Raw genomic sequence first — 19,766 nt, 5'->3', positions numbered from 1 at the left:
GGAAGGACCGTGGCGAGCGTTTCGATGCAGCAAAATCAAAATAAGGATGTGATCCGAGAAACCGACGCCGAGGCGATCCGGTTGGCGAAAACGCTTCTGCGCAGTGCCCGCTTCGGCGCCCTGGCGGTGCTGGAACCAAAGACCGGCGCGCCGCTGGCGAGCCGGGTCGGCGTCGCTACCGACATCGACGGCGCGCCGCTTATTCTGGTGTCGATGCTCGCGGCGCACACATCGGCCCTGCTTGCCGATCCGCGCTGTTCCCTGCTGCTTGGCGAACCCGGCAAAGGTGATCCGCTGGCGCATCCGCGGCTGACGCTGGCCTGCCAGGCGTCGCGGCTGAAGCGCGGCTCGCAGGCGCATGCCCCTGCCGAGCGCCGCTATCTCAACCGCAATCCCAAGGCGAGCCTCTATGCCGGGCTCGGCGACTTTTCGATCTTCCGCCTGGAGCCGCAACGCGCCAGCCTCAACGGCGGCTTCGGCAAGGCCTATCTGCTCGAACGGGCCGACCTCCTCACCAATGGGCCCATCATCGAGGAACTTGCCGGAAGCGAACAATCGGCCGTCGAGCACATGAATGCGGACCACCTCGACGCGATCGCCATCTATGCCCGTCATTTCGCCAAGGCAGCTGGTGATGGCTGGACGATCGCCGGTTTGGACGCCGATGGCATGGATCTGGTGTCGGGGGACAATGTTTGCCGGATATTCTTCCCGCAACCGCTGGTAAAGGCTTCGGAATTACGTCCCGCCCTGGTCGAAATGGCCAGGGCCGGCAGGGCCGCATCGGCGACATAAGACGAAACTAAATTGCATTTGATCAAAAGCAACGCTTGAGATTTGAAAGAAATGTTCTAGGCTTAGCCGTGGTGCTGACTCGTCGGTACCTTCACAAGTGAATTTATGGATTCAGGCACCATTGCCCCCATGGCGCCTCGATGAGCAAAGAGCATGGGGCATCTATGGTCTCGACAAAGCTAATCGCCAACGCCGAATCGGCTGCCGAATTTCTGATGCTGATGGGCAACGAAAAACGGCTGTTGATCATGAGCTATCTGATCGACGGTGAAATGTCGGTCGGCGCCATCGCCGAAAAGGTGATGCTCAGCCAATCCGCCCTCTCGCAGCATCTGGCCAAGTTGCGGGCGCTCGACCTCGTGGACACCCGCCGCGATCGCCAGATGATCTATTATTCCTGCAAATCCGATGCAGTGCGCGAATTGCTCGCCGTGCTGGACGGCATCTTCGGCAGCGGCAAGGAAGATCTGTCCCAGATGGCGCAGAGGTTGCGCCGCGCCGGGACTTGACCGGACGCTGCCGCGGCCGTTTACCTCGCTGACGATTTCCGGAGCGTGGTTCATGTGTCTTTCCCGGCACACGAGCCGCGCTCTTTATTGTTGAGCGGGACATGGACCTAATTCGCATCGACGATCCACGCGACCCACGTGTCGCTGCCTATCTCGATATCCGCGAGCGCGACCTGGCGGGCCGGCAAGGCCGCTTCGTCGCCGAAGGCAAGGTGGTGCTCGACCTGCTTTTGTCGTCGAGCCGCTTCAGCGCCGAATCCATCCTGGTCCTGGAAAACCGGCTTGGCGGCCTGGAGGACATACTGCGCAAGGCAGGAGGGGACCTGCCGGTCTATGTCGTCGCCGGCGCGGTGATGGACGCGATTGCCGGATTCCACATGCATCGCGGCATCCTGGCCATCGGCCGCAAGGAGACACCCCTGCCGTCTAGGTCATTGCTGGATGCCTTGCCCGCTCAAGCCCTGGTCGTCGTGCTTGTCGGCATCGCCAACCATGACAATATGGGCTCGATCTTCCGCAACGCCGCCGCTTTCGGCGCCGATGCGGTGCTGATGGACGCGACATGCTGCGATCCGCTGTACCGCAAGGCGATCCGGGTTTCGGTCGGCGCCGCGCTCAAAATCCCTTTCGCGTCCTTCGACACGGCGGACTTCACGGCGGACCTCGATCGGCGAGGTTACGACCAGTTCGCACTGTCGCCGCGCGGCCGGATCGACATACGCCATGCACGGCGCGGCGAGCGCCTGGCGCTCTATCTCGGCACCGAGGGCGAAGGCCTGCCCGAAAGCCTGCTTGCCCGCTTGCAAACCGTGCGGATCACCATGTCGAAAGGCTTCGACAGCTTGAACGTCGCTGCCGCGTCGGCCATCGCCCTGCATCATTTCTCGCGCTGAGGGGCGCCGTCTGAGCCCAAGACGCCCGCGAGGCCGCGAACCCGCACGCGTCAGTTGGCTTCAGCCTTCTGCAAGGCGCGCACGCGGTCGGCAAGGCTGCGGTCGTGGCCGGCGGAGCGGTTGTCCTGCGGTGCCGCCAGCGCCTTGGCGATCGGTGAATCGGGGCCTTCGAGCTTGGCCGTCAGATGGACGACCTCCGCCGCCAGTTCGTTCATCTGCTCACGCAGCGCGGCGCCGTTGCCATTCGCCAAACCCGATGCCACGGCGCCGAGATCCGCCTTCAGCCGCTTGTTCTCGCGCGCCAGCGCCGTCAGCCTGGCCTCCAGCCGCTCGCGGTCGCTGTCGAGCTTGGCAATCGCCAGGTCCATGTCGTCGCGCTTGCCTGCCTCGTCATGCCGGTCCGACTCATCGGGCTTGCCAACCAGCCGCAAGGCCGGGGCGCCGTCCTCGGCTTTCGTTTTTTCCCGTAACCGCGCCAACTCCTTTTCGCGCCGATCAAGCTTGTCCTCACGGTCGGCGAGCGTTGCCAGCAGCCGCTCGACCTTCTTGTCGAGTTCGGCGGCCCTTTTCTTCTCGGCCTTCAAGGCATCGCGCGCGGCCTTGCTCTCGGCCGCGATCTCCTGGCCGCGCCGATCCGCTTCCTTGCGCTGGCCGCGCAGCAGCGAGATGTCGCTGGCGAGCTTCTGCAATTCGGATTCGCGGGCTACGAGTTCGATCTGGCGGCTGCTGGAGGCAAAACTGGCGTCGTCATACATGCGCTCCAGCTTCTCGAGCTCGAGCGCCCGCCTTTCCAGTTTTCGTTCAGTCTCCTTGAGCCGATCCGAAAGCTGATGCAGTTCCTCTTCGCGCCGCCGCAACGCCTCGCTCTTGGCGCCGAGTTCGGCGAGCGCGTGGTCCTTTTCCGTCCGCTCGACCGCGAGCCCCTTCAGCGCCTCGCGGCCGCGATTGATCTCGACGAGCTGTTCGGTCACCTTTTCGCGCAGCGTCTTGACGTTGATTTCGAGGCGCCGCGTCGTCATGGCGTACTCGGCCCGGATCCGGTCCTTGTCGGCCTGGATCTCAGCTTGCGTCAGCGGGATGGAGGCTTCGATGCGCCTTCGGGTCAGGGCGACGGCACGCCGCCAGACGGCCGGAGCCACCATCAGCGCCAGAAAGCCGGCACAGAGAAAGCCGAGGGCAAAGAACAGGACCGACTGAACCAAAGGACTACCCGTTATCGACGACAACTTGGAAGGCTGGACTGTGCCATCTTGGCATGGCGGAAATCCGGCACCGCGGCAAGGGCTTGCCGCGGCTCATTCGGGGCGTGGGCTCGGGAATCCGGTCAAACTGTCCGCGATTCGATCATGTTGGACAGATCAGAACGGGTTCCAGGTCGCCCGCTCGGTCAGTTTCAGATAGCCGAGATTGACGCCGAGCCGGGCGCCGACGCCGGTACGGATCGGCACCAGCAGCACATTGTTGTTCTTCAGCACGTTGAAGCCGACACCCGCCACCACATAGGCCGAACCGGCGACGCCGCCATAGCGATTGTAGAGGTTGCCGACATCGTCGAGATTGTAGACTAGCATCATCACGCGTGACCCTTCGCCGCCGAAATCCCAGCCCAGCGACGGGCCTTGCCAGAACACTTTGTGATCGCCGGCATTCTTGGTGTAGAGCGTGCCTTCGCCATAGGTCAGGCCGCCGATCAGCGCGCCGGATCCCTCCTCGCCGAGCAGATAGCCATTGGGCAGACCGTAGGAGGCGAAAATCTTCTCCACGACGGTGGCCAACCCGCCCGACGTCGCGCCGAAGAACTTGTGGCCGGAATCGATAATTTCCTGAGCGGTGTACTCCTGGGCCCGCAAGGGCGATGTCGTGAAGACGAGAACGCCCATGAGCGTGATCGCCATTGAGAGGACGCGGAGAAAACTCCGGTCATAGAATCGGGAAAACATGCTTCCAATCTCCGTCATGAAGCACTTTCGCCGACGCCTCGCATCCGTACGGCTCTTTTTAGGCGGCCGTTAAGGATGACTGTTAAGGGCAAACTATGCCGTAATCCTTTTTCAACCATTAAATTCCCACATGAAGATGGCGGTTCGAAGGCTGTTTGGTATCGCGCGGGGCCGGCAGCCTGGGCGAACACGCCATTTTTCCCGACGACAATTTTGGATTTGTTGCTGTACGAACGAGTGCTGTGTATTCAGAAGGCCTCGGGTTGGGACGTGATTCGCGTGGGCGGCGCGATAACAGGTCGCCCGGTCACGACTAGTGGAATTTGCAGGGATTTTCACCGATGGCCGATCTGTTCACCCTCTCCGCCCCGATCTGGCGGCGCTCTTGTGCAGCCGCGTCTGCCACGACATCATTTCGCCGGTCGGCGCGATCAACAACGGGCTTGAACTGCTCGACGAGGGTGGCGCCGACGAAGACGCCATGCGGCTGATCCGCCAGAGCGCAAAGAACGCCTCCGCCCGTTTGCAGTTCGCCCGGATCGCCTTCGGCGCCGCCGGCTCGGCGGGCATGATGATCGACACCGGAGATGCCGAGGCCGTCGCCATCGCCTTCCTCAAGAACGAAAAGCCGGAATTGGTCTGGAACGGCATCCGCGCGCTGCTGCCCAAGAACAAGGTCAAGCTGCTGCTCAACCTGCTCCTGGTTGCCAATGCCGCCATTCCGCGCGGCGGCAAGCTGGTGGTGACGCTCGAAAATCTCGAAACCGAGCCGCGTTTTTCGCTTTCGGCAAGCGGGCCGATGCTGCGTGTGCCGCCGAAATTCCTCGAACTGCATTCCGGTCACAAGCCTGAGGAGCCGATCGACGCGCATTCGGTGCAGCCCTATTACACGCTGCTGCTGGCCCGCGAGGCCAACATGACGATTTCGATCCATGCGACGGCTGAAGAAATCGTCCTTTCGGCGGCCTGAAATCGGCGCCGGCAGCGCGATCGAACAAAGTATTTCAACCTGAAATATTTCATTGACGCCCCAATCGGGGTGCGATGAACTTTGCCTGCCCGGCAACGCCGAAGCATTCGCAAGGAAAAGCCCGACGAACGGTATCTTTGCAAAAATTTTACCTAACGGCTTTTCGGCTTCTTTACCAGATCGGTCTAGGCTACGCCGCAGATGCCCCGCACGACCGGATTGCCCAACGGCAAAGAGGACCCGGAAAATGAAACGCTGCATGTTCGTCGACGATTCAAGCGTCATCAGGAAGGTCGCAAAGCGCATCCTGGGCGGTTCCGACATGATGGTCATCGAGGCGGCCAGCGGGCTTGACGCACTGGAGATGTGCGCCGCCGACATGCCCGACATTATCGTCGTCGACGGCGCCCTGCCGGACGTGCAGGCGGTCGACCTCATCCGGCGCGTGCGCGCCATGGAAAGCCCGATCAGGCCGCAGATCCTGATCTCGCTGGTCGAACTCGATATCGCGTCGATCATGCGGGCCAAGCGCGCCGGCGCCCAGGGCTACCTGTTGAAGCCCTTCAATCGCCCGCAACTGCTCGAGCGCTTTCGCGCCCTGAAGATCGCTGCCTGAACGCTGTTCCAGGAGAACCGCGCGGCGGTCCGCCGTCTGTCTGGCAGTGCGCAAAAGCAAATAATTATCGGCCTACAATGCAAAAACCCGGCCATGGCCGGGTTTTTTAGAAAAGCTCTGCCGGCTGCGCTCAGGCGCTGACGCGGATGTCTTCCGGTTCGCGCAGCACATAGCCGCGGCCCCAGACGGTCTCGATGTAGTTCTGGCCACCGGAAGCGGCGTCGAGCTTCTTGCGCAGCTTGCAGATGAAGACGTCGATGATCTTCAGTTCCGGCTCGTCCATGCCGCCATAGAGGTGGTTGAGGAACATTTCCTTGGTGAGCGTGGTGCCCTTGCGCAGCGAGAGCAGCTCCAGCATCTGGTATTCCTTGCCGGTCAGGTGCACGCGCTGGCCACCGACCTCGACGGTCTTGGCGTCAAGGTTGACCACCAGATCGCCCGTGGTGATGACCGACTGGGCGTGACCCTTGGAGCGACGCACGATGGCATGAATGCGCGCCACCAGCTCGTCCTTGTGGAACGGCTTGGTCATATAGTCGTCCGCGCCGAAGCCGAGGCCGCGTACCTTGTCCTCGATGCCGGCCATGCCGGAGAGGATGAGGATGGGCGTCTTTACCTTGGAGAGGCGAAGCGTTCTCAGGACCTCGTAGCCGGACATGTCGGGCAGGTTGAGATCGAGAAGGATGATGTCGTAGTCGTAGAGCTTGCCCAGATCGACGCCCTCTTCGCCGAGGTCCGTCGTGTAGACATTGAAACTTTCCGATTTCAGCATCAACTCGATGCTTTGTGCGGTTGCACTGTCATCTTCTATCAGCAGAACACGCATTTCATTCCCCTTTTCTGCCGCCGGACCATTTCACGACCCGTCCTGTCCCGGAGCAGTGGTTGCCTTGTAGAGAGGCTGCCATCGAATGGTTAACAAAACCTAATTTCCCGTTCACTACGGTATCAGATTTTTTAACCTCTTTCTACACCCTCTTGAATCTAATAACGAATCACAGACCAAAATTCCTAATGCAACACATTAACAACCTGGACTAAGCGACTCCAGGGACTCATCGACGCGGCTTCGCTTCGACGGCCGGAATTTTTACCCGGCCTTAAGCCCTGACCCGTATGATTAACAATGCCCGTAAACGAATGGTTACCGTCGGCAAAAAACTTTAGGGTTTTGTTTCCCATAGTGCGGGGAAAGCCGGTGGATACGGGCAGTGCTTGGGCCTTTCCAAGTGGTTTGGACGATATGTGCGGGTGTGCGTTTCCGGGAGTACCGAATCATGAAGTCACGTGAAAACCTCGTTCGGCTGAAGCAATTTCAGGTGAATGAGAAGCGGCGGCAGATGCTGCAGCTCGACATGATGATCGCCGAGTTCGAGCGCATGGCCGTCGAACTGGAGCTTCAGATCACCGCCGAGGAAAAGAAAGCCGGCATCACCGATATCAATCATTTCGCCTATCCGACCTTCGCCAAGGCGGCGCGCCTGCGCCGCGACAATCTCAGGAACTCGCAAGGCGACCTCGCCCAGCAGCGAAGCGCCGCCGAATCATTACTCGGCGAAGCTGAAGCGGAGCTTTCCAAGGCTGAGATGCTGGAATCGCGCGATACCAAGATTCGCGAGGCCGAAACCGGCGGCCGCAGCGCCATGATCGGCTGAACCGGCCGACATCGGCGCTAGTCCACGCGCACAAGCGCGCCCGCTGTCGGGACGGCAGCCGGCTGGCCTCGCGAAGTGCTGCTGGCACGCAAGACCTAGGCCGCCCAGTCCCCCTCATTTCCGTTGATCGCCCTTGCCCGGGCATCCTTGATATCGGGCGCATGCTGCTCCGCCCACGATCTGATCTGGGTAAGCAGTTCCGCCAGGTTCTGGCCGAGCTCGGTCAGTTCATACTCCACGTGTGGCGGAATGACCGGATAGACCTCTCGCCGCACCAGGCCATCACGTTCCAGCACACGCAAGGTCTGGGTCAGCATCTTGGGCGTGATGCCTTCGAGCTTGCGGGCAAGCGCACCATTGCGCATCCGGCCTTTGCGCAGCGCGCAGACAACCAGATAGACCCATTTGCTGGCCAGCATCTCCAAAACGGTGTGCGACGGACATGTCCGCCGGAACGCGTCATAGCCGAAGGGGGAGTCGCAGTCACTATCCATAAGGTACCTATATATCAGGAAGGTGCATACTGGACAATAGGTCCTTACTCTCCAAATGATAGTGCCATCGATCAGAAGGAGAGATTTCATGCGTGCCGTTACCCAGAATTCCGTCGGCGGACCCGACGTTCTTGTCACCGCCGAATTGCCCGATCCCTCGCCGAAGGCCGGCGAGGTGCTGGTCCGCGTCAAGGCGGCCGGCATCAATCCCGTCGACGGCGCGGTGCGCGCCGGCAACTATCCGCTGCTCGGCGAGCCACCTTTCATCCTTGGCTGGGATATTTCGGGGACGGTCGAGGCACTCGGCGCCGGCGTCACCAGCTTCAAGGTCGGCGACGACGTGTTCGGCATGCCGCGCTTCCCCAAGCAGGCCGCGGCCTACGCCGAACTGGCGGCCGTGCCGGCCGATGAGATCGCGCCGAAGCCGAAGGGGGCGGACCACACCCAGGCCGGCGCATTGCCGCTGGCCGGTCTCACCGCCTGGCAAGGCCTTGTCCGCCACGGCGCATTGCGATCAGGCCAACGCGTGCTGGTGCACGCCGGAGCTGGCGGCGTTGGCCATCTGGCCGTGCAGATCGCCAAGGCGCGTGGTGCTTACGTCGTTGCCACGGCCAGCCCGGGCAAGCTCGACTTTGTACGCAAGCTCGGCGCCGATGAGGTGATCGACTACACCAAGGGCGATTTCACCGGCCGGATCAGCGACATCGACCTGGTGCTGGAGCCGGTGGGCGGCGACCATGCCGATCGCTCGCTGAAGGTGCTGAAGCATGGTGGCGTGCTCGTATCGTTGCTCAACGTCAACGACGCTACGCGCGCCGACGCCAGTTCGCGCGATATCAGGGTCGAGCGCATGTCGGTGGTGCCCGACCGCGAGGGTCTGCTTGAACTCGCCGGGTTGATCGACGCGCAAAAGCTTGCCGTCCACGTGGCCAGGACTTTTCCGCTCGACCAGGCGGGAGCCGCCCACGCCTTTCTCGCCACCAGGCCGATCGGCAAGGTAGCACTGACGATCTGAGCGGCGACACCAACGCTCCGAAAGAAAAAGGGCGCGGCATGCCGCGCCCTTTGATCGTGGTGAGACCGGCCTAGTGCCGGTATTGCTGGATACGCGTGGTGCGCAGCCCGGCAAGGCCGTATTCGTCGATCGATGCTTGCCAGGACAGGAATTCCTCCGTGGTCAGCTTGTAGCGCTGGCATGCCTCTTCAAGGCTCAAAAGTCCGCCGCGCACCGCTGCAACCACTTCCGCCTTACGCCGGATAACCCAGCGACGCGTGTTCGTCGGCGGCAGATCGGCAATCGTAAGCGGGCTGCCGTCAGGCCCGATAACATATTTGACTCTAGGTCTAACCAGATCGGTCATCGTACTCTCTACAAAAAACTCAAAGACCCAATCCCCGCCACGTTACCGCCACAGCTTTAAAAATTGCCTAAGCAGACCCTAATGACTAGGTAAGGATCGTGAACGCCGCGTTAGTCTTTTAGCGGGCATTTGAAATATCCGGCTGGAAGCCATGTTTTAGCCCGGAGAAATGTATCCATTCACGGCCACCGCGACGCGCCGCCGGTCGCCCTGCAAGCTGGCGCAGCAGGAAAGCTTGACCTATATTCTCGACATTGGCATTCAGACGCCGCGTTAGAACGAAAGCACCATGAACAGCCTCGACCTTCCCGGACGCCCAGAAAACACCCGCATCGTCGTCGCCATGTCGGGCGGCGTCGATTCATCCGTGGTCGCCGGCCTGCTGAAGCGCGAGGGCTACGATGTCGTCGGCGTCACCTTGCAGCTCTATGATCATGGTGCGGCAACGCATCGGGCCGGATCATGCTGCGCCGGCCAGGACATCGACGATGCCCGCCGCGTCTCCGAGACGCTGGGCATTCCCCACTATGTGCTCGATTATGAGGAGCGGTTCCGCAAGGCGGTCATCGACCCCTTCGCCGAGAGCTATGTCGCCGGCGAAACGCCCATTCCTTGCGTTTCCTGCAACCAGACGGTCAAGTTCGCCGATCTCCTGGCCACGGCCAAGGATCTCGGCGCCGATGCGCTTGCCACCGGCCACTACATCCGCTCCGGCGCCAATGGGACGCACCGCGCCCTCTACCGGCCCGTCGACGCCGACCGCGACCAGAGCTATTTCCTGTTCGCCACCACGCAGGCGCAGATCGACTATCTGCGCTTTCCGCTTGGCGGCCTGTCGAAGCCACAGGTTCGCGCCATCGCCGAGGAGATGGGGCTGACGGTCGCCGCCAAGCAGGACAGCCAGGACATCTGCTTCGTGCCGCAGGGCAAATATTCCGACATCATCGCCAAGCTGAAGCCGGCCGCCGCCAATCCGGGCGACATCGTCCATATCGACGGCCGCGTGCTGGGCCGCCACGAGGGCATATTGCGCTACACGATCGGCCAGCGCCGTGGCATCGGCATCGCGTCGGGCGAGCCGCTCTATGTCGTCCATCTCGATGCCGAGCGCGCCCGTGTTGTGGTCGGTCCGCGCGAGGCGCTGGAGACGCACAAGATCTATCTGCGAAACATGAACTGGCTGGGAGACGGCACACTCGCCGATGTTCCCGCCGGCGGCATCGAGCTGTTCGCCAAGGTGCGCTCGACCAGGCCGCCACGGCCGGCCCTGCTGCGCCACGAGGCAGGCGTGACCTCGGTCGAACTGGCCGATGGTGAATCGGGCATCGCGCCCGGACAGGCCTGCGTGCTCTATTCCGACGACGGCAATGAGGCCCGCGTCTTCGGCGGCGGCTTCATCGAGCGCTCCGAGCGCGGCGCCGAGGCCGAAGCGATGCTGAGCCGGCTCGCCGCCAAGCCGGCGCGGGTGCCCGCCGAGTAGCTCTCTGCCCGCCGTACCACGAGTACGACGCGGCCCTCCCTCAGGATGTGGATTTGGTGTGAGTGACGGTGCCGGCAGTCAGGATGCGCAGCACCCTGATCGCTTCCTCGCCGCTGGTGCGCGGTTCGGCACGCGTCTCGATGCACTGGATGAAATGCTCCAGCTCGCGTGTCAGCGGCATGCCCTGGGCAACCGCGACATAGGACGGCTCGTTGGTGGTGAACGCCCACTGGCCGCTGTCCTGCCACACCGCGTGGCGGTAGACCGCAAGCTTGCGCTCCCATGGCTCGACATCGTCGAACACCGCCATCGCCTTGGTGCCGACCACGGTCAGCCGGCGCTCGCGATAGGGGTTGAGCCGCGACGTGAAGAGATGGCTGCGCAGCTCATTGGGAAAGCGCATATGCAGGTGCGCGAAATCGCTGAGATTGTCGAGGAGTGCCGCCCCCTCGCCGCGCACCTCGATCGGCTCGGTGCCGGTGATGGCTAGGATCATCGACAGATCGTGCGGCGCCAGGTCCCACAGCGCATCGTTCTCGGTATGGAACTTGCCGAGCCCCAGCCGGTGCGAATGGATGTAACGGACCTCGCCGAGCTCGCCATTGTCGATCAGCCCTTTCAGCGTCTCGAAGGCGGGATGGAAACGCAGGACATGGCCGACCATGAACACGCGCTTATTGTCCTTGGCCGCCCGCACCGAGCGCTCGGCATCGGCCACCGTCAGCGCGATCGGCTTTTCCACCAGCACGTCCTTGCCGTTCTCGACGGCGCGCACGGCGAGGTCGGCATGGAACTGCGGCGGCAAGGCCATGATGATGGCATCGATGTCATCGCGGACGAACAACTGGTCCGGCTCGATCGCCAGGCAGTCCTGTTCGCTGGCAAAACCTTCGGCGCGGGCACGATTGGTGTCGGAAACCGCGTGCAACGCGCCGAGCGCCTTGAGGGTGCGGATGTGGTTTGAGCCCCAGTATCCGCAACCGAGGACTGCAATGCGCGGCTTCATCTGTTTCAAACTCTAAAAACTCGTGGCCGAGACATAGCGACGTGCCCCGTCGAACTCAACCCCGGCGGCCGCATCCAGGTGTTCGCGCGGCAAAGCTTTTCGCCATCGAGAATATGCGCTGATATCGAATGCATCGAAGCTTGACAGGCTCGCCCTGCCAACCTTATATCCGCCCGACCTTGGCGAACGCCTCGAAATGCCTTGCGATTTAAGGCGGATTTCGGGCCTTTCGCCGCCCTGGCGGGGTAGCTCAGTTGGTTAGAGCACGGGAATCATAATCCTGGGGTCGGGGGTTCAAGTCCCTCTCCCGCTACCATCAATACAGCGTTAGGCGCCTCTCCTGGTTTGCGGTTTGCCAGGTTGAGGAGCTCCGCTAGCGCACCGTGGACCTTGAGCTCAATCTGCCCCCTGCCCTCCGTCGGAATGATCTCGATCTTCGCAACCAGTGAACGGACAATCCGCGCTGCCTCGTGACGCTCGCTTTCGTCGGATTGCAGCGCCTGCTGGAGTTCTGACACTTTCCGGCGATAGGCTTCGACCGCCGCCGGGTGAAACTCCACGATGCTTTCAGCGGCTGCCATGGCCTGAAGCTCTCGCGCTAGACTTTCCTTCTCGCTCTCGAGGTCCAGCAACTTCGATCTCATGCTGGCCGTCGAGACACCGTCGGCAATGGCATCAACGATATTGGCGATCTGCCTGTCGATGCCGATGAGCCGCTTCTCAGCTTCCTTGTTCCGTTGGCGGTTCATGGCATTCAGCCGCTTTTGCTCGGCATGATATTCGGCAAGGAAGCCCGCAATGGCATCTGGCGCCAGCAATCGCCGCTGGACGCCGGGAAGCACACGCTTTTCGAGGTCGCCAACACGGATCGTCCTGCTGTTGGTGCAGGTACCTTTTTCACGGTGCGCGGCCGCCGCCAAAATCTAAATTCGGCGCCGACATTATGCGATATTTCGTGAGGGAGGCGCGACGCCGTGGAATTATCCACTACATAAATCAAGTTCAGCCAAGGAACTGGAACTTATACTACCCTGCAAGACCCCACTGTGCCCTCGGCCAAGGGTGACTCGCTGGGGCGTGCATTATTCCAAAACTTCCGAGTTTTGAAATACGCGACTATTCCTTTAGCGGGGGCTTAAGGGTGCCCGCCGGTGAGGTACCAGATCTATGCCGACTTCAGCGGCATGAGCGGCGGCATGGCCAACTTCACCATCGACCTGATCGGTTCGGGCTTAGATTTCTGTACTGAATATTGGACTCAACGCGATAAATCAGATATTGCTAATATGAATAAAAAGCAGGGGACGCTACTCAAACGCGGTAGCTCCGGAGACGTGAATGCTTGGGTGGTTGCACCGCCCCACTGCGTGAACGCATCGCCCATGGCTTGAACCATGAGTTCCCTTCGTACGCGCAAACTCCGAGCTAGCGGCAGCGCCGGGTAAGCCCCACGGCCATCACCAGGGGTGTGTTATGGCGAACAAATTACCGAAGGCCGACAAAATCACCGTTAGTGGTCTTGAGGATCACTTTTCCACGATCGTGTTGAGCGGATCGGATCCGGACGGTTCGGTCACGGGATATTCCCTAAGTTCATTGCCCTCGAACGGCACACTCTACCTCGATGCCGCGCACAATATCCTCGCAGCCAGCAATACGGTTTACGCGAGCAAGACGTTTTATTTTTGCCCGGATCAAATTTCAACGGTGCTGCCTCTTTCAACTACAATGTCGTCGATAACAAAGGCGGTGTTTCGGCGAGTTCGGCGTCTGTCACGATCAACGTGGCGGCGGTAAATGACGCACCGGTCTTGGATCTCAACGGCGCTGCTGGTGGGACTTCCGCAACCCTCACCTATTCGCCAGGCGGTTCGGCCGCGCGGATCGCCCCTTCTGCAACTGTTACCGACATTGACTCCTCCAAGTTCGGCGGCGGCTCGCTGCGGGTCTCGATCACCCAGAATAAGGCGGTATCGGACCAGCTCACCATCTCCACGGACGCGTCGGTGACGATATCGAATGGCTCAGTGTTCGTCGCCGGCATCAAGGTCGGAACGGTCTCGGGCGGCAGCAACGGTTCCGATCTGGTCGTCAGCCTGGTCAACGGCGCGACACCCAGTTCAGTCTCCGTGCTTCTCGAGCACGTTTCCTATTCGAATTCATTGGGCAGCCCCCCTGCGTCCCCGCGCACTGTCACATTCAGCCTGGTGGACGGCGGCGGAACCGCAAATGGCGGGACCGATACGGGACTTGCGACGGCAACGATCAACGTCGGCGCGAGCAATCACGCCCCGACTGGTGCGGTCTCGGTCGCCGGCACGGCGACGGAAGACGAGGTATTGTCGGCCTCGAACACGCTGGCCGACGCCGACGGGCTCGGCACCATCAGCTATCATTGGCAGCGCGACAGCGGCGACGGCTCCGGCTTCGTCAACATCGGCGGGGCGACCAACACCACCTACACGCTTGGCGACGCCGATGTCGGCGCGAGGGTGCGCGTTGTGGCGGGCTATACCGACGGGCACGGCATGGCAGAGTCGGTGGTGAGTGCTGCGACGGCGGCCATCGCCAATGTCAACGATGCGCCGACGGGCGCGGTGTCGGTCGCCGGCGTGGCGACCGAGGACCAGGCGCTGACGGCCTCCAACACGCTGGCCGACGCCGACGGGCTCGGCCCCATCAGCTATCAGTGGCAGCGCGACACTGGCGATGGCTCTAGCTTCGTCAACATCGGCGGGGCGACCAACACCACCTACACGCTTGGCGACACCGATGTCGGCGCGATGCTGCGCGTGGTGGCGGGCTACACCGACGGGCACGGCATGGCAGAAGCGGTGGCGAGTTCCGCGACAGCGGCCATCGCCAATGTCAACGACGCGCCGACCGGTTCTGTGACGGTCGCCGGCGTGGCGACCGAGGACCAGGTGCTGACAGCCTCCAACACGCTGGCCGACGCCGATGGGCTCGGCACCATCAGCTACCAGTGGCAGCGCGACAGCGGCGACGGCTCTGGCTTCGTCAACATCGGCGGGGCGACCAACACCACCTACGCGCTTGGCGACGCCGATGTCGGCGCGACAGTGCGCGTTGTGGCGAGCTATACCGACGGGCACGGCATGGCAGAGTCTTTGAGCAGCGCGGCGACCGAGGTGGTCGCGCCTGTTCAGGAGGGATACGTCGTTGACGGCTACATATCAGGCGCCACCGTGTTTGCGGACACGGACGGCAACGGCCAACTCGACCTTGGCGAATACTCGTCAGTTACTGACAACTTCGGCCACTTTGTACTCCAGGGGGATCAGGAGACCTTGTTGTCGTTGGGGGAACAGATACGTCGACCGACCAAGCCCTGATTGGAAAGCTGACGGCACCATCGGGGTCAGCAGTTGTCACCCCGCTGACAACTTTGATCACGCTTCTGGTCAATGACCCGGCTTCAAATCTGAATGTCGCAGGCGCCGAAGCACTGGTGCGGGGCGCTTTAGGCCTCGCGACGGGTATCGATCTCCTGACACTCGATCCCGTCACGGCGGCTTTCCAGAACAATGCCGATGCTTTCGTTGCCGGCATCTCCGTCCTGAACACCGTCAGCATGGTAGCGGCCACGATTGCTGGCGTCGGCGGAGACCAGGACGGCGCGGCAACCGATGTCTTTTCGGCTCTTGCAAACCAGATATTGGGTCTTAGCACAGGGGAAGTTCTGGACCTGACGAATTCGTCGACCATTGGTGCGATCGCTGACGCTGCAGGGAATGATGCTCTGGATGCCGATCTCCTTCAGGCCCTTGAAGACGTCGTGGTTGCCAGCAATCAGACATTGGCGGATGATGCTGCGACCGCTTCAACGCCTGCGCAATTGGTCACAAACGCCACTGCCAGGGCTTTTGTTGCCCAAGGCAGCGCTTCCGATGCCTTGGCCGCCGCGGCAGATGACCCTGGCCAAATAGGTACTGTCGTCAATTCATATACTGGCGTTGGGCTTGATGCCGCCGTCAGTTCAGCTCTGAACCAGATCGGCAACATTGCGCCCGCGATACAGGCCCATGCCACCCTTACGGAGGGAGCCGACAATCTCGAACCATCGATCTTGAATACGAGGGTTATATCGACGGCGCCGAGCCTGAACCCCACGGACAGCATCGACCTTGGGGGTGGCTATGACGTGCTGGCGCTGTTTGGGAACGGCAGCTTCGACCTGAATGGGCCGTCGGTTCTGGCGGGCGTCGATGAGGTGCGCCTCACCTATGTGAACGGTTCCGGACCCTCCGCGCTCACGCTGCGCGACGGGATGGACGTTTCGGTGAGTGTCAGCGGTTACGGCAACGAGACGTCGATCTATCTGTCTTCGGGCGATGTGTCGCTCGACCTGGACGGCATCAATGGCGGCTTTTATTATTTGTCGAGCGGCACTGCGATCATTGATGGGTCGGATAGCGGCTTCGACGATTCATCCTATTATTTCTCGACCGGCGAGGCCACCGTCTCGGACGCCAATGCCGGCCGCAACCGCTATTATCTGTCGAGCGGGACCGCGACCATCCATGCGGGAGGAGCGTACGATTACGATTCCGACCACGGCTACAATTACTATTATCTTGCCAATGGCAGCTATGCCCTGCATGGGGCCGATGCCAACCAGGATATCTTTGTCCTGAACAATGCCGCGCAGCTTCAGACGGGTAGCCTGATCGATGGCGGCACGGGCAGCTACAATGATGACGATGGTTTTACCCGCCCGCTCCAAGATACCGTCGCGTTTAACGGCTCCTTCGACCTGACAGTTCCGTTTTCGACGGTGATTTCCAATATCGAAGCCTATTCGATCGGCGGCACGCTCAAGGTCAATCAGGCGAACCTGGCGGGCATCAGCTCCATCAGTGGCGGTACGCTCACCACCGGGGAGGCCGCGCTCGACCTGTCGGGACTGGCTGTCAGCTCCCGTATCGAGAGCAGCAATGCCGACGGCACCACCTTCACCGTGGCCGACGTTGCCGCGGCGTTCGATGTCTATGGCGGAGAGGGCAACGATACCCTCATCGCCAGCGGCTTCACGCTCTCCGACAATCAGAGGACGGTGATCTTCCAAAACAGTTCTGTCGAGACGATTATCGATGCAAGCGGAACCTATGTTCCGCCCCTGCAGCTGACCGCCGGCGCGGATACGCTGGCCTTTGGTTCCAGCGACCTGACCAACAGCACGCTGAATACGACGGCGCCGAGCCTGAACCCCACGGACAGCATCGACCTTGGGGGTGGCTATGACGTGCTGGCGCTGTTTGGGAACGGCAGCTTCGACCTGAATGGGCCGTCGGTTCTGGCGGGCGTCGATGAGGTGCGCCTCACCTATGTGAACGGTTCCGGACCCTCCGCGCTCACGCTGCGCGACGGGATGGACGTTTCGGTGAGTGTCAGCGGTTACGGCAACGAGACGTCGATCTATCTGTCTTCGGGCGATGTGTCGCTCGACCTGGACGGCATCAATGGCGGCTTTTATTATTTGTCGAGCGGCACTGCGATCATTGATGGGTCGGATAGCGGCTTCGACGATTCATCCTATTATTTCTCGACCGGCGAGGCCACCGTCTCGGACGCCAATGCCGGCCGCAACCGCTATTATCTGTCGAGCGGGACCGCGACCATCCATGCGGGAGGAGCGTACGATTACGATTCCGACCACGGCTACAATTACTATTATCTTGCCAATGGCAGCTATGCCCTGCATGGGGCCGATGCCAACCAGGATATCTTTGTCCTGAACAATGCCGCGCAGCTTCAGACGGGTAGCCTGATCGATGGCGGCACGGGCAGCTACAATGATGACGATGGTTTTACCCGCCCGCTCCAAGATACCGTCGCGTTTAACGGCTCCTTCGACCTGACAGTTCCGTTTTCGACGGTGATTTCCAATATCGAAGCCTATTCGATCGGCGGCACGCTCAAGGTCAATCAGGCGAACCTGGCGGGCATCAGCTCCATCAGTGGCGGTACGCTCACCACCGGGGAGGCCGCGCTCGACCTGTCGGGACTGGCTGTCAGCTCCCGTATCGAGAGCAGCAATGCCGACGGCACCACCTTCACCGTGGCCGACGTTGCCGCGGCGTTCGATGTCTATGGCGGAGAGGGCAACGATACCCTCATCGCCAGCGGCTTCACGCTCTCCGACAATCAGAGGACGGTGATCTTCCAAAACAGTTCTGTCGAGACGATTATCGATGCAAGCGGAACCTATGTTCCGCCCCTGCAGCTGACCGCCGGCGCGGATACGCTGGCCTTTGGTTCCAGCGACCTGACCAACAGCACGCTGAATACGACGGCGCCGAGCCTGAACCCCACGGACAGCATCGACCTTGGGGGTGGCTATGACGTGCTGGCGCTGTTTGGGAACGGCAGCTTCGACCTGAATGGGCCGTCGGTTCTGGCGGGCGTCGATGAGGTGCGCCTCACCTATGTGAACGGTTCCGGACCCTCCGCGCTCACGCTGCGCGACGGGATGGACGTTTCGGTGAGTGTCAGCGGTTACGGCAACGAGACGTCGATCTATCTGTCTTCGGGCGATGTGTCGCTCGACCTGGACGGCATCAATGGCGGCTTTTATTATTTGTCGAGCGGCACTGCGATCATTGATGGGTCGGATAGCGGCTTCGACGATTCATCCTATTATTTCTCGACCGGCGAGGCCACCGTCTCGGACGCCAATGCCGGCCGCAACCGCTATTATCTGTCGAGCGGGACCGCGACCATCCATGCGGGAGGAGCGTACGATTACGATTCCGACCACGGCTACAATTACTATTATCTTGCCAATGGCAGCTATGCCCTGCATGGGGCCGATGCCAACCAGGATATCTTTGTCCTGAACAATGCCGCGCAGCTTCAGACGGGTAGCCTGATCGATGGCGGCACGGGCAGCTACAATGATGACGATGGTTTTACCCGCCCGCTCCAAGATACCGTCGCGTTTAACGGCACCTTCGACCTGACAGTTCCGTTTTCGACGGTGATTTCCAATATCGAAGCCTATTCGATCGGCGGCACGCTCAAGGTCAATCAGGCGAACCTGGCGGGCATCAGCTCCATCAGTGGCGGTACGCTCACCACCGGGGAGGCCGCGCTCGACCTGTCGGGACTGGCTGTCAGCTCCCGTATCGAGAGCAGCAATGCCGGCGGCACCACCTTCACCGTGGCCGACGCCTCCACGCTGTCCCATGTCTATGGCGGCGACGGCAACGATACCCTCATCGCCAGCGGCTTGACCCTCTCCGCCGATCAAAGGGACAGCATTTTCTTATTTAAGTCAGTCGAAGCAATCCGTGACGATAGCGGGCTTTACGGCAACGATCAGTCGAACGTCCTGTATGCAATCGCCAATGACACCATGACTGGCCAAGGAGGTAGCGACACATTCGTATTTTCGGCAGGTTTCGGGAACACGGTGGTCACAGACTTCACACCGGGAAGCGATATAATTCGGATCCCCGATGAGCTGTTCGCTACACCTCAGATCTTGGATCATGCGACACAACAAAATGCGGATGTCGTCTTCGACACACTGACCGGAGATACCCTCAGGCTCTTCAATGTCAATCTCGCAAGTCTAGGCTCAAATGACTTCGATTTGGTATGATGGCGAGCGGAGTGCGCTCCTTGGGCACTCTGACCCTATTCAGTGCTTCGCTGTGGTTCCGCAACACTGAGAGGGGTAAGCGGATGTCCGTTCATGAAGCGGCTGGCTCGGGCGTTGTTCCTGTGGCGGTGACGGCTAGACTAGTGGCCATGACCACGCGGGCGCGACTCGGCTATCTGAATTCAGGGCCCAATCATCGAAGAGTCGCCAAGTCGATCTTTCTTCAACGCAGCACCAGGCGCGCGACGCCTTCGAGGCGGACGCCGAAGCTCACTCCTGCTGAAGGGCGTCGATTACTTTCGTGTCTGTCTTTCCGGTGCAATTTTTCCACATTACGTCGGACAAGGCGCCCTGACTAAGCGAACCGAGTTTAGGGTCGTGCTTCATGACCTCGTGAAAGGCCGCCTCCTGGCCACAATCAAA

Annotated in this window: 17 protein-coding genes, 1 tRNA gene and 1 pseudogene; 13 read left to right on the top strand and 6 right to left on the bottom strand. The window is 61.1% G+C overall.

Features of this window, described 5'->3' with window-relative positions:
- The first annotated feature begins 24 nt into the window (after window positions 1-24).
- From EJ077_RS06595 to EJ077_RS06585, 3 genes are all read left to right on the top strand, one after another.
- A complete protein-coding gene (locus EJ077_RS06595) occupies window positions 25-795 on the top strand; it encodes a HugZ family protein (protein ID WP_208700593.1) in 771 nt (256 codons plus the stop codon).
- Window positions 796-959: 164 nt separating this feature from the next.
- A complete protein-coding gene (locus EJ077_RS06590; protein WP_208702921.1) occupies window positions 960-1,304 on the top strand; it encodes an ArsR/SmtB family transcription factor in 345 nt (114 codons plus the stop codon).
- A 101-nt stretch (window positions 1,305-1,405) separates the two neighbouring features.
- A complete protein-coding gene (locus EJ077_RS06585) occupies window positions 1,406-2,197 on the top strand; it encodes a TrmH family RNA methyltransferase (protein ID WP_208700591.1) in 792 nt (263 codons plus the stop codon).
- Window positions 2,198-2,247: 50 nt separating this feature from the next.
- On the opposite strand, the gene EJ077_RS06580 is transcribed toward EJ077_RS06585, so the two are convergent.
- Window positions 2,248-3,399: a hypothetical protein gene (locus EJ077_RS06580; protein ID WP_208700589.1), complete on the bottom strand. Its 1,152-nt coding sequence runs from the start codon at window positions 3,397-3,399 to the stop codon at window positions 2,248-2,250.
- A 156-nt stretch (window positions 3,400-3,555) separates the two neighbouring features.
- Entirely contained in the window at window positions 3,556-4,092 is a 537-nt protein-coding gene (locus EJ077_RS06575) for a DUF1134 domain-containing protein (RefSeq protein WP_245458768.1), read from the bottom strand.
- 386 nt (window positions 4,093-4,478) lie between these two features.
- On the opposite strand from EJ077_RS06575, the pseudogene chpT reads away from it, so the two are divergent.
- Together chpT and EJ077_RS06565 are read left to right on the top strand one after the other, a co-directional pair.
- Window positions 4,479-5,107: pseudogene (chpT, locus tag EJ077_RS06570) on the top strand (histidine phosphotransferase ChpT).
- A 247-nt stretch (window positions 5,108-5,354) separates the two neighbouring features.
- Window positions 5,355-5,723: a response regulator gene (locus EJ077_RS06565; protein WP_208700587.1), complete on the top strand. Its 369-nt coding sequence runs from the start codon at window positions 5,355-5,357 to the stop codon at window positions 5,721-5,723.
- A 130-nt stretch (window positions 5,724-5,853) separates the two neighbouring features.
- Here EJ077_RS06565 and ctrA read toward each other — a convergent pair whose 3' ends face one another.
- Complete coding sequence (gene ctrA / locus EJ077_RS06560; RefSeq protein WP_006203583.1) at window positions 5,854-6,549, bottom strand: response regulator transcription factor CtrA; 696 nt, start codon at window positions 6,547-6,549, stop codon at window positions 5,854-5,856.
- A gap of 451 nt (window positions 6,550-7,000) precedes the next feature.
- Here ctrA and EJ077_RS06555 point away from each other — a divergent pair, with 451 nt between their 5' ends.
- A complete protein-coding gene (locus tag EJ077_RS06555) occupies window positions 7,001-7,378 on the top strand; it encodes a flagellar export protein FliJ (protein ID WP_027146385.1) in 378 nt (125 codons plus the stop codon).
- A 95-nt stretch (window positions 7,379-7,473) separates the two neighbouring features.
- On the opposite strand, the gene EJ077_RS06550 is transcribed toward EJ077_RS06555, so the two are convergent.
- On the bottom strand, window positions 7,474-7,872 hold the full coding sequence (locus tag EJ077_RS06550) for a winged helix-turn-helix transcriptional regulator (RefSeq protein WP_208700585.1): 399 nt from the start codon (window positions 7,870-7,872) through the stop codon (window positions 7,474-7,476).
- Between the two features lie 88 nt (window positions 7,873-7,960).
- Between EJ077_RS06550 and EJ077_RS06545 the strand changes: the two genes are divergently transcribed.
- The gene (locus EJ077_RS06545; RefSeq protein ID WP_208700583.1) at window positions 7,961-8,887 is read left to right on the top strand and encodes an NADP-dependent oxidoreductase; all 927 of its coding nucleotides are present in this window, start codon (window positions 7,961-7,963) and stop codon (window positions 8,885-8,887) included.
- Between the two features lie 70 nt (window positions 8,888-8,957).
- Here the strand turns inward: EJ077_RS06545 and EJ077_RS06540 are convergent, their stop codons facing one another.
- Window positions 8,958-9,233: a DUF1153 domain-containing protein gene (locus EJ077_RS06540; RefSeq protein ID WP_006203587.1), complete on the bottom strand. Its 276-nt coding sequence runs from the start codon at window positions 9,231-9,233 to the stop codon at window positions 8,958-8,960.
- A gap of 289 nt (window positions 9,234-9,522) precedes the next feature.
- Here EJ077_RS06540 and mnmA point away from each other — a divergent pair, with 289 nt between their 5' ends.
- A complete protein-coding gene (gene mnmA, locus EJ077_RS06535) occupies window positions 9,523-10,713 on the top strand; it encodes a tRNA 2-thiouridine(34) synthase MnmA (protein ID WP_208700581.1) in 1,191 nt (396 codons plus the stop codon).
- Window positions 10,714-10,753: 40 nt separating this feature from the next.
- Here mnmA and EJ077_RS06530 read toward each other — a convergent pair whose 3' ends face one another.
- Complete coding sequence (locus EJ077_RS06530; protein ID WP_208700579.1) at window positions 10,754-11,719, bottom strand: Gfo/Idh/MocA family protein; 966 nt, start codon at window positions 11,717-11,719, stop codon at window positions 10,754-10,756.
- A 239-nt stretch (window positions 11,720-11,958) separates the two neighbouring features.
- On the opposite strand from EJ077_RS06530, the gene EJ077_RS06525 reads away from it, so the two are divergent.
- From EJ077_RS06525 to EJ077_RS06505, 5 genes are all read left to right on the top strand, one after another.
- Window positions 11,959-12,035: transfer RNA gene (locus tag EJ077_RS06525), tRNA-Met, on the top strand.
- Window positions 12,036-12,456: 421 nt separating this feature from the next.
- Entirely contained in the window at window positions 12,457-12,678 is a 222-nt protein-coding gene (locus EJ077_RS06520) for a hypothetical protein (RefSeq protein ID WP_208700577.1), read from the top strand.
- A 192-nt stretch (window positions 12,679-12,870) separates the two neighbouring features.
- Complete coding sequence (locus EJ077_RS06515) at window positions 12,871-13,110, top strand: hypothetical protein (protein WP_208700576.1); 240 nt, start codon at window positions 12,871-12,873, stop codon at window positions 13,108-13,110.
- 294 nt (window positions 13,111-13,404) lie between these two features.
- Entirely contained in the window at window positions 13,405-15,072 is a 1,668-nt protein-coding gene (locus EJ077_RS06510; RefSeq protein WP_210212153.1) for a hypothetical protein, read from the top strand.
- 53 nt (window positions 15,073-15,125) lie between these two features.
- Entirely contained in the window at window positions 15,126-19,343 is a 4,218-nt protein-coding gene (locus tag EJ077_RS06505) for a beta strand repeat-containing protein (RefSeq protein ID WP_208700572.1), read from the top strand.
- Window positions 19,344-19,766 lie beyond the last annotated feature (423 nt).

Source organism: Mesorhizobium sp. M8A.F.Ca.ET.057.01.1.1 (genome assembly GCF_003952565.1).
In the GTDB taxonomy this organism is placed as follows: Bacteria; Pseudomonadota; Alphaproteobacteria; order Rhizobiales; family Rhizobiaceae; genus Mesorhizobium.
Note: the sequence above shows the minus strand (reverse complement) of the source record. Positions and strands in the feature narration are given on the sequence as shown.

Bases quoted from the DNA above. Each gene is read 5' to 3' on its own strand.
- EJ077_RS06595 (WP_208700593.1), top strand. From the start codon at position 25: ATGCAGCAAAATCAAAATAAGGATGTGATCCGAGAAACCGACGCCGAG.
- EJ077_RS06590 (WP_208702921.1), top strand. From the start codon at position 960: ATGGTCTCGACAAAGCTAATCGCCAACGCCGAATCGGCTGCCGAATTT.
- EJ077_RS06585 (WP_208700591.1), top strand. From the start codon at position 1,406: ATGGACCTAATTCGCATCGACGATCCACGCGACCCACGTGTCGCTGCC.
- EJ077_RS06575 (WP_245458768.1), bottom strand. From the start codon at position 4,092: ATGGCGATCACGCTCATGGGCGTTCTCGTCTTCACGACATCGCCCTTG.
- EJ077_RS06565 (WP_208700587.1), top strand. From the start codon at position 5,355: ATGAAACGCTGCATGTTCGTCGACGATTCAAGCGTCATCAGGAAGGTC.
- ctrA (WP_006203583.1), bottom strand. From the start codon at position 6,549: ATGCGTGTTCTGCTGATAGAAGATGACAGTGCAACCGCACAAAGCATC.
- EJ077_RS06555 (WP_027146385.1), top strand. From the start codon at position 7,001: ATGAAGTCACGTGAAAACCTCGTTCGGCTGAAGCAATTTCAGGTGAAT.
- EJ077_RS06550 (WP_208700585.1), bottom strand. From the start codon at position 7,872: ATGGATAGTGACTGCGACTCCCCCTTCGGCTATGACGCGTTCCGGCGG.
- EJ077_RS06545 (WP_208700583.1), top strand. From the start codon at position 7,961: ATGCGTGCCGTTACCCAGAATTCCGTCGGCGGACCCGACGTTCTTGTC.
- EJ077_RS06540 (WP_006203587.1), bottom strand. From the start codon at position 9,233: ATGACCGATCTGGTTAGACCTAGAGTCAAATATGTTATCGGGCCTGAC.
- mnmA (WP_208700581.1), top strand. From the start codon at position 9,523: ATGAACAGCCTCGACCTTCCCGGACGCCCAGAAAACACCCGCATCGTC.
- EJ077_RS06530 (WP_208700579.1), bottom strand. From the start codon at position 11,719: ATGAAGCCGCGCATTGCAGTCCTCGGTTGCGGATACTGGGGCTCAAAC.